At 50.4% G+C, this 14,249-nt stretch carries 11 protein-coding genes; 3 read left to right on the top strand and 8 right to left on the bottom strand.

What is annotated here, in order from left to right:
• Window positions 1–34 precede the first annotated feature (34 nt).
• Window positions 35–1,543: an ABC transporter substrate-binding protein gene (locus AYI96_RS10005; protein ID WP_256213955.1), complete on the bottom strand. Its 1,509-nt coding sequence runs from the start codon at window positions 1,541–1,543 to the stop codon at window positions 35–37.
• 642 nt (window positions 1,544–2,185) lie between these two features.
• Here AYI96_RS10005 and nikR point away from each other — a divergent pair.
• Window positions 2,186–2,596, top strand: a complete 411-nt coding sequence (gene nikR / locus AYI96_RS10010; protein WP_039035281.1) for a nickel-responsive transcriptional regulator NikR — start codon at window positions 2,186–2,188, stop codon at window positions 2,594–2,596.
• A 159-nt stretch (window positions 2,597–2,755) separates the two neighbouring features.
• Here nikR and lpxM read toward each other — a convergent pair whose 3' ends face one another.
• The 4 genes from lpxM to pheS all read right to left on the bottom strand — a co-directional run bounded on the left by lpxM (window position 2,756) and on the right by pheS (window position 7,539).
• Window positions 2,756–3,709: a lauroyl-Kdo(2)-lipid IV(A) myristoyltransferase gene (gene lpxM, locus AYI96_RS10015; protein ID WP_039035282.1), complete on the bottom strand. Its 954-nt coding sequence runs from the start codon at window positions 3,707–3,709 to the stop codon at window positions 2,756–2,758.
• Window positions 3,710–3,855: 146 nt separating this feature from the next.
• Entirely contained in the window at window positions 3,856–4,152 is a 297-nt protein-coding gene (ihfA, locus tag AYI96_RS10020; protein ID WP_025009628.1) for an integration host factor subunit alpha, read from the bottom strand.
• Between the two features lie 3 nt (window positions 4,153–4,155).
• Entirely contained in the window at window positions 4,156–6,543 is a 2,388-nt protein-coding gene (pheT, locus tag AYI96_RS10025; RefSeq protein WP_144361536.1) for a phenylalanine--tRNA ligase subunit beta, read from the bottom strand.
• A 15-nt stretch (window positions 6,544–6,558) separates the two neighbouring features.
• On the bottom strand, window positions 6,559–7,539 hold the full coding sequence (gene pheS / locus AYI96_RS10030; protein WP_144361537.1) for a phenylalanine--tRNA ligase subunit alpha: 981 nt from the start codon (window positions 7,537–7,539) through the stop codon (window positions 6,559–6,561).
• A gap of 365 nt (window positions 7,540–7,904) precedes the next feature.
• Here pheS and AYI96_RS10035 point away from each other — a divergent pair, with 365 nt between their 5' ends.
• The gene (locus AYI96_RS10035) at window positions 7,905–9,653 is read left to right on the top strand and encodes a DEAD/DEAH box helicase (protein WP_039035303.1); all 1,749 of its coding nucleotides are present in this window, start codon (window positions 7,905–7,907) and stop codon (window positions 9,651–9,653) included.
• 50 nt (window positions 9,654–9,703) lie between these two features.
• Complete coding sequence (locus AYI96_RS10040; RefSeq protein ID WP_025009626.1) at window positions 9,704–9,961, top strand: GrxA family glutaredoxin; 258 nt, start codon at window positions 9,704–9,706, stop codon at window positions 9,959–9,961.
• Between the two features lie 269 nt (window positions 9,962–10,230).
• On the opposite strand, the gene AYI96_RS10045 is transcribed toward AYI96_RS10040, so the two are convergent.
• The 3 genes from AYI96_RS10045 to AYI96_RS10055 form a co-directional block, all read right to left on the bottom strand.
• On the bottom strand, window positions 10,231–12,021 hold the full coding sequence (locus tag AYI96_RS10045; protein WP_186300050.1) for an ATP-binding protein: 1,791 nt from the start codon (window positions 12,019–12,021) through the stop codon (window positions 10,231–10,233).
• 161 nt (window positions 12,022–12,182) lie between these two features.
• The gene (locus tag AYI96_RS10050) at window positions 12,183–13,913 is read right to left on the bottom strand and encodes a putative bifunctional diguanylate cyclase/phosphodiesterase (RefSeq protein WP_144361539.1); all 1,731 of its coding nucleotides are present in this window, start codon (window positions 13,911–13,913) and stop codon (window positions 12,183–12,185) included.
• Window positions 13,914–13,947: 34 nt separating this feature from the next.
• Window positions 13,948–14,249: transposase (locus AYI96_RS10055; protein ID WP_144361540.1), on the bottom strand; the 302-nt coding region annotated here is incomplete at its 5' end.

Consider the following 14,249-nt stretch of genomic DNA (forward strand, 5'->3'; position numbering starts at 1 on the left):
GGTGCTACCGGCTTGATAGCAGACAACATTGGTTTCATGGACATTGCCAACGCCACTGGTTGATATTATTGGTGATCGGCCAGCCATGACCGTGAGGTTCCACCAAGGGTTGCCCCAAGTCGAGACAAGGGGTGGCGGCATACAGATGCTGCAGATTCACCAACCAACTCCAGGGCACATCCCGGCTTATCTGTTGCTGTGCCTGTTGCCAGAATGCAATCGCACTGTCGACAGAGTCTGCCTCGCGAGCCTTTTCCAGCGCCTTATCGACCAGCGGGTTATCATAATAGCCGGAGTTGAAATAGCCTTTACCGGCATTGCGGCTGTCGTAGACAAGCGCCATCTCATTGGCCGAAAGGCTGCCAAAGCCAAAGAGCACCGGCGCCTGATGCATCACCCGATAGATATTTTCCCAGCTGTCCGCCTTGGGCTCCACCTCGAACCCAGCCATTCTGGCCATCTGGGCACTGGCCAGCGCCAACTGCTCACGTATGCTGTCACCGGCCAGATAGTAGAGCGGGAATGTCAGCCGTTGCCCATTCTTTTCGCGAATGCCGTCCGCTCCCGGTAACCAACCGGCGTTGGCCAAGAGTTCTGACGCTTTGAGTAAACGCTGCTTCATCTGCCAATCGGCCCAATCGGGAACCGCGCCGCCCCATGGCAAGTCATCGGCGATTGACCAGGCCGGTCTTGCGTAGCCCCCCAGCAGATTATCGACCAGTTGCTGGCGGTCGATCACCATATCGAAGGCTTGGCGCACCGCCAATTCACTGGTGACCGGGTTATCTTCCGCCCGCATCGGCCAGGCAATGCCGCGGTTATCGACGCTGGTTTGTGACCAAAGCCGATAATTACCCTGCGCCATCAGGGCATCGGCATATCTGGGTGCCAGCGCCGAGAGTTGCAACTGCCCGGTTCTGAGCATAGCAAAGCGGCTGTCTTCGTCGGCAAAGACGATAACCAATTTGTCGAAAAAGGGCTTTTTCAGCAGCGGGTTGTCAGGATCGGCACTCTGATATTTAGGGTTAGCTTCCAGGATCAACTGCTGCCCCTTATCCCAGCGGCGCATTTTATAGGGCCCCGAACCTATGGGATGCTGACCATAATCCGGGCCGTAACTGTCGCTTGGCACTATCGCCAGCTCGGCCAAGGTATCGATAAAACCGATATCTGCCTGCTTGAGGGTGAATTCGACTTGCAGCTCAGACTTTTGTTCCACCTTGACCAAATTGGATAAATCCTGCATACCGGCAGCATTTCTGGCCTGCTCAAAGGTAAAAGCCACATCCTCTGCGTTGAGCGGACTGCCGTCACTGAACACCAGATTAGGCCTCAGGGTTACTGTCCATTTGAGCCTGTCGGGGCTCAAGGTCCAATCGCTGGCAATATCACCGATAAACTCGCCGCCGCCTGAGCGGCGCAGCAAGGCAGATTGAATGAGCGGATTATTGTAGCGCCCCCAACCTAGGATGGGGTCAAAGCCACCATCGGGCTCCGCACCCAGCACCATGACCAAGGGCTCTGGGGTCGTATTCGCTTTCAACTGGAAAGGCAAAGCTACTGCCAACAGAGTCAGTAACAGCAATCCGGTAGTTGATATTGTCGACTTGGACCCATGTTTTGATTGTGTCAGTTTTTCTGACCTTTGCGGCTTGGACCGGCAAATGGGTTTGCGCTTGGATTTGATATAAGCAGATGAAAGCAACACCTGAAACTCCCGAACCTGGCTAAAATTTTTTAGACTTATTGACGGATATGATGGCGGTTCCGCGGCAAAGTGATACTAACTTGTATGTTGGTTTGCCAAGGAGAAGAGCGCAATTCAAGTTCAGTGCATAACCAGATCATTTGAGCCGAACCCTAACTATTCATATAAGCTAGGGATCCGGCCAATGGGTGCAGCAGGAAATGATCAAACTCTCTTGATTGCTTAAATAGGCTTGTTTATTAAACGCCCACAAGGCATTTTCAGTGTTATGTTCGACCGGAACCTAACGCCACCCGCCGATATTACTTATTTATTTTTAGTAACACTACCCCGATTCCTTTCAGTGTAACAGCACAAAAAACCAACAAAGATAAAAAGTTTGCTATAGATCACACCCAATTAAAATGGAAAAGGACATTTTGTGGCAAAGCTTGTGTAAGCTCTACTAACCAATAGTGTTTTTCTGAAGAAACAGTCATGACAGATGAAACTCAACGTTTTACCGTATCCCTACCCCAATCACTGTTCGAAGAGATAGAAAATGATAGCCGCGAGCGAGGCTATCAATCACGTTCAGAATATATTCGCGATCTGTTTCGCGACAGGATAGTTGATAAGCAATGGAACAACAGCAAAGAGGATGTTGTAGGTGTACTGACCTTGGTTTTCGATCATCATCAGAGAGGTTTGTCAGAAAAGCTGATTGAAATCCAGCACAATCATCTAGTACACGTGCTCTGCAGTACCCATGTCCACATAGACCATCATAAGTGTTTGGAAACCATTATCCTCAAAGGTCAGGCTTTTGAAGTAAATAAGTTGGTCAATCAAATAGCGGTACTGAAAGGGGTTAATCTCGCGCGTTTAAGTCGTGCCGGAATTATCTGATATTGCATAGTGCCCACTATCAAGCACAAACCTGCCGGTATTGCACGCAAAGTCATTGCCATAAGCAGCTATCCCGCTATGGCAATGACCGCATGAGACACAAGTCTAAATGCAAGTAATGATATTAAGTTCCTTGGTAATCCGAGCCTATGTTGATATTCAATAGATAGACGGCATACCTTCCGGGCGGGTACGCAGCACCTTAAGAAACCACATATACTGCTCGGGATAGGCGGTAATCACCTGCTCCACGGCCTTGTTTAATGCAATGGCTTCATTTTCCTTACCTTGCATCGACTCAGGGGCAATCGCCGGCATAACCGTCAAACGAAAACATCTGGCTTGGTCATCATAACCAATTTTCACCGGCATCACCTGGGCGTTACCTGCCTGTGCCAAGCGGCCAACCACTGGCAAGGTGGCCTTGACAGTCCCTAAAAATGGCGCAAATACGCTCTGCTCCGGCCCTAAGTCTTCATCCGGCAGATAGAAGAAACTGTTGCCCTGTTTCAGCTCAGCCAACAAGGCCCGGATCCCGGCTTCACGCATATAGATATTGCCGCCTTGCGAACTACGCATCCGGTTATTGAACCAGTTGAACAATTCATTTCGATGCGCTTTGGCCATAGACACCATGGGCAAGTCCAAATTGAGTCTTAGGCCGGCATACTCTATGCCCCAAACGTGAGGCATGATAAAGATAATCGGCTGCCCGGCTTCACGGGCAGAGGCAATATGCTCTTCTCCCTCAACCTTGACTCTTTTGCGTATATAGGAGCTCGGCATCAAGATAAGCTCAGATTGTGCCAGCAGTGTCATTACAAAAGCTTCGGTGTTGCGTTCCAGCAACTGCTCGATTTCCTGCTCACTCTTATCGGGGAAACAGGCTTTAAGGTTGGCTCTGGCTACACTTATCGGTTTATGAGCGACACGTTTGACCAAACGCGACAACCCACGGGCAATAGGATCTCTAATGAGAGCAGGCAAGAGACCAAACAGAACCAGTACGCCTATCGCCAACCAACTCCCCCAAAACCTGGGGTGCAGCAATGACCAACGGAAGCGCCTATCGAAGTATTTGCCTTTCTTAGGCTTGGAAGGTGTATTTGACAAGGTTTAACCCCTGGGTTTAATCCCAATGCAATGCCAAACCAGGCATTAAAAATGCGACACAGCAGGGTAGAAGCACTTTCTACAGACACAAACAGGGAAGCCACCCACAGGAGCGGCTTCCCTGTTCTAAATTACTGACCGAGCAGTTATTTGCCTTTGTTAGCGGCTTCTACGCGACTCTTCAGTTTCTGTCCCGGACGGAATGTCACCACCCGGCGGGCAGAAATTGGGATATCCTGACCTGTTTTGGGATTCCTTCCCGGTCTTTGATTCTTATCCCTAAGGTCAAAGTTGCCAAAGCCAGATAACTTGACCTGCTCACCATTTTCAAGCGCGGTTCGGATCTCTTCGAAAAACGCTTCAACCATCTCTTTTGCTACCCGCTTGTTAATACCAAGCGTTTCAAAAAGATGCTCTGCCATTTCGGCCTTGGTAAGTGCCATACTTTAATCCCTCAACGATGCGTTGAACTCAGACTTGAGTGCAGAAACCACTGTATCAACCATCTCAGCAATCTCTTTTTCCTCAAGTGTACGAGTGTTATCTTGTAACGTAAGTGCGATCGCCAGACTCTTTTTGCCCTGCTCTACACCTTTACCTCGGTATACATCGAACAAGTTTAAGCCAACCAACTGATTTTCGCCAACTTTTCTTATCAGCGTCATCACTTCACCTGCGGCGACTTCTTCATCAACCACTATGGCGATATCGCGGCGATTGGCTGGAAACTTAGACACAGCCTGGGCTTGCGGCAATTTAGCCTGCAGCAAGGCGTCCAATTCCAGCTCAAAAACTATGGTTTTGCCATTCAGCCCAAAAGGCTTCTCGAGGCTGGGATGGACTGCACCTATATAGCCTATGACCCGATCATTTCTCAATATTTCAGCACATTGCCCCGGATGCATAGCCGGATGCTGCGCTCCTTTAAAACTAAATTCAGCTTCGGAAACTGTCAAGCCAATAATGGCTTCTAAATCACCTTTAAGATCGAAGAAATCAACGGTTTTCGACTCCATGCTCCAGTGTTCATCGCTCTGGGGGCCGGCGATCACCGCGCCCAGCATGGTTTGTTGTCTTACGCCGGATTCTGCTTGTGCATCAGGAATAAAGCGTAAACCTGTCTCAAACAGGCGTACACGAGCCTGCTGACGGGCCTGGTTGTAACCCACGGCATTCAGCAATCCGGTGAACATGGACAGGCGCATGGCCGACATTTCACTAGAAATCGGGTTAGGCAATACCATAGCGTCGCTGTCAGGGTGAACCAGTTTTTGCAGCTTGGGATCCACAAAGCTGTATGTGACGGCCTCCTGGAAACCCCGTGCCACCAACAAAGCTCTTACCCGGCTCAATTTAAGATCCGACTCTTTATGATCTGTCATAGACAGACGCGCCAGCGGGGCTGTGTTCGGAATGTTGTTATAGCCGTAAATCCGGGCAACTTCTTCAATAAGATCTTCTTCAATTGCCATGTCGAAACGGTAAGTGGCGGTTTTCACCTGCCAGTCACTGCCCTGTTTTAAAACTTGGAAGCCCAATCGGGTCAGAATTTGTTCAACATCTGTGTCATCGATATGATGTCCGAGCAGTTTGTCCAGTTTGCTGCGGCGCAGTTTAATGTCGGCAGCCTTTGGCAGATGCGCTTCGCTCTTGGCTTCAACCACAGGACCGGCTTCGCCGCCACAGATATCCAGCACCAAACGGGTGGCTCTGTCCATGGCTTTATGCTGCAGCTCTGGATCAACACCGCGCTCAAAGCGATGCGAAGAGTCGGTGTGCAATCCAAGACGACGGGCCTTGCCCATGATAGCCAGCGGCGCGAAGAAAGCACACTCAAGCATGATATCGCGGGTTTGCTCGCTGACACCGGAAACCTCACCACCGAAGACACCGGCCAGGGCCAATGCCTGGCTGTTATCGGCAATCACCAGGGTATCGGCTGGCACAGTAATTTCGTTGCCATCGAGCAGAGTCAGTTTCTCTTCACCGTTACCCAGGCGTACCTTGATACTGCCGTCAATCTTGTCCAAATCGAAAGCATGCATCGGCTGGCCGAACTCAACCAACACATAGTTGGTGATATCCACGATAGGGTCTATAGAACGAATACCGCTACGGCGCAGCTTTTCCACCATCCAATCAGGCGTTTGCGCCTTGACATTGACATTACTGATAACCCGGCCCAAATATCTTGGACAGGCTTCCGGGTTGGCGACCTCTATTTCAACTGTACGCTCACTACTGACACTGGCGGCTTCCCAACTTGGCTCGGTCACGTTCAGTCGGTTGAGCACGCCCACTTCGCGGGCCAGTCCCACCATACCCAGGCAATCGGCGCGGTTAGCGGTAAGATCCACATCGATAATCACGTCATCGAGCTGCAGATATTCGCGAATATCTGTACCAATAGGCGCCTCCAGCGGCAGTTCAATGATGCCGTCGCTTTCAATATCTATGCCCAACTCGCCATAAGAGCACAGCATGCCGTGTGAAGCTTGTCCACGCAGTTTGGCTTTCTTGATCTTGAAGTCGCCAGGCAGCACAGCACCGACAACGGCCACAGCAACCTTGAGTCCCTGACGGCAGTTAGGGGCGCCGCAAACAATATCCAGCAGCTCTTCGCCACCGACATTGACCTTGGTAACCCGCAGCTTGTCGGCATCGGGGTGTTGACCACATTCAACCACCTCACCCACTACCACGCCGGAAAAGTCACCGGCTACGGCAATGACATCGTCCACTTCCAGGCCGGCCATGGTGATTTGATGAGTTAATTCGTCACGGCTAATCGCAGGGTTAACCCACTCACGAAGCCAGGATTCACTGAATTTCATAATACTAAAGCTCCGTTATTTGAATTGCTTGAGAAAACGCAGGTCGTTTTCGAAGAAGGCACGCAGGTCGTTGACACCATAGCGCAACATGGCCAGACGCTCGACACCCATACCAAAAGCAAAACCGGAGTATTTATCAGGATCGACTCCCACACCGCGCAGCACATTCGGGTGAACCATGCCGCAGCCGAGCACTTCCAGCCAACCATTCTTGCCTTTTACATCCACTTCGGCAGACGGCTCGGTGAAGGGGAAATATGAAGGACGGAAACGAATCTCCAAATCCTCTTCAAAGAAGTTACGTAGGAAGTCGTGCAAAATGCCTTTCAGCTCGGCAAAGTTTACATTCTCGCCCACCAGCAGACCTTCCACCTGATGGAACATAGGCGTGTGGGTCATATCATAGTCATTACGATAGACTCGGCCGGGAGAGATGATTCGCAACGGCGGTTTTTCCACTTCCATGGTGCGAATTTGCACCCCTGAAGTCTGGGTACGCAACACTAACTTGGGATTGAAGTAGAAAGTATCGTGATCGGCCCGTGCTGGATGATGCTCAGGAATATTCAAGGCATCGAAGTTATGATAATCATCTTCGATTTCCGGCCCCTGTACGACACTAAAGCCCAACTCACCAAAAAAGCTTTCAATTCGTTCTATGGTACGGGTGACCGGATGTAAACCACCATTGTCCAGGCGACGTCCCGGCAGGGTGACATCGACTTTCTCTGTCTGGAGTTTCTGTTCCAACTCGGCGGCTTTCAGCCCTTCAATGCGCTGATTGAGGAACTGCTGTACCTTTTGCTTGGCTTCGTTGACCTTCTGGCCGAAGGCGGGCTTTTCTTGTGGACTCAGGGTCGCCATCAACTTCATCATGTCGGTGATCTTGCCCTTCTTGCCAAGATAATCGACGCGGATGTCATCGAGGATTTTCAGATCACTGGCCCCTTCGATGGCGGCTAAGGCCTGTTCTACGATCTCAGTTAACTGCTGCATCTTCTCTTCCAGTGCATGCCGGCCCGTAGGCGGCGATTTTGGTGTCTGTTTGAATTAAAACAGTAAAAGCGTGAAATTTTACGTTAGCCACGGGTCTTTGACCAGTGTCATGAGGCATTTTAGCAAATGAATTGCCTAGAAAAAGTGCTTTTTTTAACCATTGATGTCCTGAGGCGGATGAGTTGTGGTGTCCGAGGATAAAAAGTCGCCAACAAACCCGGAAAACCACAGAAGCCTGGCGCGTCTGTGATAAGCTCGCCCCACGGCCAACTCATCTTCGCAACTCAGTGTCCACAGATAGTAAAAAGCCAGCAGATCAGAAAGCGACGACAAACACTCAGGCAGAAGATACCGCCAAGGTCGGCATTCGCCTACGTGATTATCAGCAGCAAGCCGTAGATGCTGCAGTACGTTATTTCCGCGCTCAGTCTGGCTCGGCTGTGATAGTGCTGCCCACGGGAGCCGGCAAGAGTTTGGTGATCGCTGAACTGGCCCGCATCGCCAAAGGCAAGATACTGGTACTGACCCATGTCAAAGAGCTGGTCGCCCAAAACGCCGAAAAAGTTGCTCTGTTGACCGATGAAGCCAGCATCTACTCGGCCGGACTGAGGCAAAAGCTCACCCAAGGCAAAACCGTTGTCGCCAGCGTGCAATCCGCCGGGCGCAACCTGGAAGCCTTTGACAGCCACTACTCCCTGGTAGTCATAGACGAGTGCCACAGAGTGAGCCTTGAGCAGGACAGCCAGTATCAACAACTGCTTGAACACCTCAAATCCCACAACCCCAAACTTAAGCTGCTGGGATTGACGGCCACCCCTTATCGCCTTGGACTGGGATTTATCTATCGCCGCCACTATCACGGCCGGGTTGGTAATCCCGACCGAGGGATTTTCGATGACTGCATTTTCGAGTTGCCCTTAAGGCCCCTCATTAAGCAGGGCTATCTGACACCGCCCAGGCTTTACGATGGCCTGAGCGCTCAGTATGACTTCAGCAGCCTGCCGAGCAACGGCAATGGAGAATACGATGAGGCCAAGGTCGATGCCCTGCTCAGTCACAATGGCCGCGCGACCAAGGCCATTGTTAACCAGCTAAGACAACTGGCCAACACCCGCAAGGGGGTGATTATTTTTGCAGCCACAGTGCGTCACGCCGAAGAAGTGCTAACACTACTGGCTGACGAACAGGCAGCGCTCATCACAGCGACCACAGAGATGCAGCAAAGGGATGCCATCATCCGCGCCTTTAAAGCCCAGAAACTTAAGTTTCTGGTCAATGTAGCAGTGCTCACAACAGGGTTTGATGCGCCCCATGTGGATCTTATTGCCATCATGCGGCCTACGGCATCTGTAAGCCTGTTTCAACAGATGGTTGGCCGCGGCCTGAGACTGGCCGAAGGCAAACAGGACTGTCTGGTCATAGATTATGCCGCCAGCGGCTTTGATCTCTTCTATCCCGAGGTTGGCACTCCCAAGCCAGCGGCAAACTCGGTGCCGGTGCAGGTTCCCTGCCCCGAGTGTGGTTTTGCCAATATCTTCTGGGGCAAGACGGATGAGGATGGTGACATCATCGAACACTTCGGCCGCCGCTGCCAGGGACTGTTGCAGGACAATAATCAATGCAGTTATCGCTATCGCGCCAAATCATGCCCGGATTGCGGCGCCGAAAACGATATCGCTGCCAAGATTTGCCACCAGTGCCAATCGACCCTGGTCGACCCGGACAAACGCCTCAAAGAGGTGTTGTCAAAACAGCATCACCACCTGTTCAAAGTGCAGCAAATGTTGCTGCATGCCGAAGAGGGGCGTCTCAGAGTTCAGTATCTGGATTACGACGGCAATGACTTCAACCAGTATTTTAAAATGGAGACCAGTGCTCAACGCCGGGCACTGTTTGCTTGTTTTATCCATCCCCACAGCAAAACACCCGGGCTGAATCTGCCGAAATACAGCCAACCACAACAAGTTGTCGAAGATGCGGCGCGGTTTCGGGCACCGGACATGCTGCTGCTGAAAAAACAGGCGCGGCGCTGGGATTTATTGCAAACTTTCTTTGATTATCAAGGCAGGTTTCAAACCGAAAAATCATTCCTGGGATCAAGCAACTTAGCATAGGCCTTTAAGCTGTGGTATAACTGCTGCAAATCAAGTCCATGGGAGTCAATATGTTTGTAGTTATTTTCGGTCGTCCAGGTTGCCCATATTGTGTACGTGCAGTGCAACTTTCTGAGCAACTGGCAGAGAAGCGTGATGATTTCAAGTTTAAGTATGTCGATATACACGCCGAAGGCATCACCAAGGCCGATCTGGAAAAAACCGTAGGCAAGCCGGTTGAGACTGTGCCGCAGATCTTTGTCGACAAAGAGCACGTCGGCGGCTGCACTGAATTTGAAGCCTACGTCAGAGAAAACAACCTGCTTTAATCCAAGTTACACTTCCCAATCAAGGACGATACCTTTTATGCTCAAAAGCAAGGGTATCGTCCTGCATCCAACCTTTTCTGCCTCAATCGAACGACAACTTCAAAAGCAAACAGTTAAGCCGACCTACTGCGAGTAACACCGTGACTATGTATGCCCGTTTCGTTCCAGCGGGTGTTGTCAGTGTCTTGCTTGCCAAGGAGTAGATAGACAGCAATTTTGTTTTTAAAGCACTCTCAAGCGCCATAGAGCTCAGCATCTATGCAGCTTGTTCAGGAAGCCATATTCCCGGTAGCAGCCTTTTCCGATTTGCCATCGACCTGCTCAAGCGGCAACAGCAAAATCATCGAAGTACCTATACCATTGACTCCTCTTGAAACCCGCACGCTCCCCCCCAATACTTCAGTGGTCAAATGATGCACTATATGTAGCCCAAGCCCGGTGCCGCCGCTGTTGCGTTTGGTAGTATAAAAGGGGTCAAACACTCGCTGACGATCCTGATCTTCAATCCCGACACCATTATCCATCACACAGATCTCAACCTTATGCTGAAGTTTACGGGCGCAGATATGGATCTCTCCCCGATCAGTATCTTCAAAAGCATGGATGAGTGCATTGTGCACCAGATTCTGAAGTACCTGCCCCAAAGGTCCAGGATAACTGTGCATATGGATATCCGAGGGAATATCAGTGGTCAGCTTATGATGACTGTGTTTCCACTGACCATGATTCAGCGCCAGAATGTCCGTCACCAACTCATGCAACCAAAAGGCTTGCCGGTCAGCATTAGCTCTGTCGGCAGCTACCTGACGAAACTGTTGAATAAGCAGTGCCGAGCGTTTGAGATTGCGTTCGGCCAGAGTCAAACCTTCCTCCTGGTATTGAATAAATTCCTCCAGTTGCGAGCGTTTGATAGTACCGTTGTGATAATCCCGCTTGAGTTCACCTAGCCTGTCATTGAGTGCAGTAACACACAGCATTGCCGCACCAATAGGTGTATTGAGTTCGTGAGCTACCCCGGCCACCATCAAACCCAAAGATGATAATTTCTCGGTACGAACCAACTCCTGCTGCGATGCCTTCAACTGAGCCAGCGTCATTGCAAGCGCCGCGTTACTTTGCTGTAACTCATGAGCCTTGTCTTCCAAACGCAGGTTGGAGCGCGCTAAAAACGCTCCCAGCAAAGTCATACATAAAAAAACTACTGCACCAACGCCGGCGTAGAGCCGTTTTAATCTGGCTTGAATGAGCAGTGGCTGTTCATCATGGGATAGGGTGTAAAGTATGGGTACCTTGCTGTCACCGTTCAGTATTGGCGCCACGCGGGAGAAAGTCCACATCCCGGTTTCATCGATAAACTGCCCTTGTTGTTCCTGTTGTATACGCCGCCAAACTTCAGGATGGACAACTGCCAGGCGCTGTTCAGGAGCGTCGAACATAAAACCCCACTCTCTGTGACCCAAAGTTGACAGCAACCAATAGCCTTCAGCATTCAGCAACATCGTCTTACCGGATTGGCGCAAACGTTCAAGTAAACCACTGCCATCCAGGTTCAATAGTGCCAGCCCGAGCTCCTTGCCGTTACTATCCATTACCTTGGTAGCAGCACGTAAGGTGGGTCGATAGGGGATCTCTATTTTACCGGCTTCGATATTGAGATCGAAAGGAGAATAATAAACCGCCCCCGAAGCCAAACGCTTGGCCTCAATGACATAATAGCGCGATGATTTATCCTGTAATGCATCTGCAGCGACAACTCGCCTTTGATTATCTCTATAGTCAACCCTCACCCGCTCAACGCCGGAATTTCCAATCCAGCGCACTTGCATATAGCTGGGATAGGCGCTGCTGAAGTCAACAAATAGACGCTGCAATAATTCCAGCTGTTCAGTATCACCAAGCCTGTTATCAGCTAATACCGATGCGGTCATCTGTGATAGTAAACTGACGTCCTGATGAACTCTGGTAAGCGTGGCGCCGAGTACCAGAGTATCTCTATCTACCAGTTCCTGCTGGGCATAACGCACCTGATCTATCTGCCATTGAGAGGCATAGTGATACATAAGCCAGCTTCCAAGGGGCACCAGTAACCACCAGGGCAGCAAATAACTCACCCAAGTCAGCCAAGAGTTTCGCCTTGTTCGTCCTAAAGATACGCCCTCAGAGTTCGGCGGTGCCATTAAAGCTTGTTCGGGCAAATCTATCGACATAACCAAGATTCCATTCAGCGATTATTGAGCCATTGCAATAACTCATCCAATGGCATGGCCTTTCCATACAACCATCCTTGACCTATGTGGCAACCATGTTCTCTGAGCCAATTAGCCTGGCTGTGAGTCTCAACCCCTTCGGCAACAACCGAAATATTCAGTCGCCTTCCCAATTCAATAATCATTGATGCCAGGAAGCGACTGCGTTCATCTTCATCCAACCTGGCGACAAAAGTCATATCTATCTTCAGGTGATCGGCAGGCAGTTGCAGCAAATATTCGAGTGATGAAAGACCTGTGCCGAAGTCATCTATCGCCACTGTACCTCCCGAAGTTCGGTGACGCTGGAGAATATTGGCGACCTGTTGAAAAGACTGCATCATAGCGGTTTCAGTGACTTCCAAACACAGTCGGCTCGGCTCCACCCCGGCCAGACGACATTGTTGTTTGAGCCTGTCAAAAACATCCGGCTTATCCAGTTGCCGGGCGGAATAATTGACGCTGATCAGAATATCGCTAAACCCCGCCAGATCGAGTGCATGCACGGCCTGACAGGACAAAGCAACTACTATGTCGCCTATCCCGTGAATGTAGGACGACTGTTCCGCCAGCGGAATAAAGGTGCCGGGTGGCACCATACCCTCTTCGGTCTGCCAGCGTAATAAAGCCTCAACCCCAACAACCTCACCAGTATTGAGGTCTATCTGTGGCTGGTAATGCAACACAAACTCCTGACGTTGAATCGCGCTATGTAAACGCTGCATCAATTTGAACCTGTGTGCCGCTTGATGTTCAAATTCAGGGTCAAACGCCTGTATGCTGCCGGGGCCTCTGGACTTGGCATTTCTCAGCCCTGTACCGGCTGTTCGTAACAACTCCGCGGGATCCTGTCCACGACTGATAGCCAAAGAGACTTCAGTCATACAGGCGGTCAGAATATGGCGACTATTATCAATTTCAAAGGGTGCACCAAACACCTTTTGGGCCTTGTCAATATTGACCTGTTCTTTATGGCCGATAATGGCAAACAGATCCGAGTGTAGTCTTCCTATGACTATCGGTTGAGGAAATGCCTCCTGTAACCTTTGAGCCACAGCCTGTAATACCTGATTACCGAATACACAGCCAAATAAATTGTTAAGCCCGGAAAAATGATCGAGATCCAGTAGCAGCAGGTTATGGGCATCAGCGCTGGACATGGCCTGCAACCTGGACAATTCACGCAGCAGTGCACTGCGGTTGGGAATACTCAACAACTCATCCTGATAAGCCACTTTATCCAGCCGGCTAATCAAGGCTACATTGCCAAAACCTTTGGAAACATTGGCCGCAAAGACTTTAAGCAACTCCATCTCGGTATCATCCAGCGTGCGGTTAGTAGCCACATAGATGGCAAACTCAGCCAGTGCTGCCGATTTGGGGAAAAATAGCACCTGACTTTCATCGGTACTGACAAAACGTTTTTCCCTGAGTGCCTGCTCAACCATGGATTGAATAGTCGGATCCGGCAATTCCCTCAAGGCACGATTAATATACTGACGAAAACGACCACTACAGGCTATGGTCAAGGGTTCATAGATCTCCTGACCAGAGCTATCCATTGCGTGGGGGCCGCGATTAACACAAACCAAGCCTTCGTCGGCGACATTGATGAGATTAGCAATTTCACTCAAAGTCACAGAGGCTATCTGCGTAAGCGTCCTCAGCCCCAGCAAACGATTGCTGGACTCCACAATGAGCTGCAAAGAGGGTGTTCAAAATTCTGTGTCACGTTAAAAATCACAGATCGATGTGAGCATCCAGTCGTCCTTCAAAATGGATGGACAGCTGAGATAGCGTTAAATTCCAGTTTTGAATCGGGTGTGACCACCGCTCCTGAGCCTTCAATATACCGGCGTAGAGCAGTTTGAGTAAACTGTTCTCGTTGGCAAAACCACCCTTGGTTTTCGTCAGTTTACGAAACTGACGATGTACGGCCTCAACCGCGTTCGTGGTGTAGATAGCCTTACGCACGTATTCCGGGTACTTAAAATAGGTCGATAACAGCGCCCACTTGTTGCGCCAGGACTTGATGACCACAG

The organism is Shewanella sp. MSW (assembly GCF_007636515.1).
Lineage (GTDB): Bacteria > Pseudomonadota > Gammaproteobacteria > Enterobacterales > Shewanellaceae > Shewanella > Shewanella indica.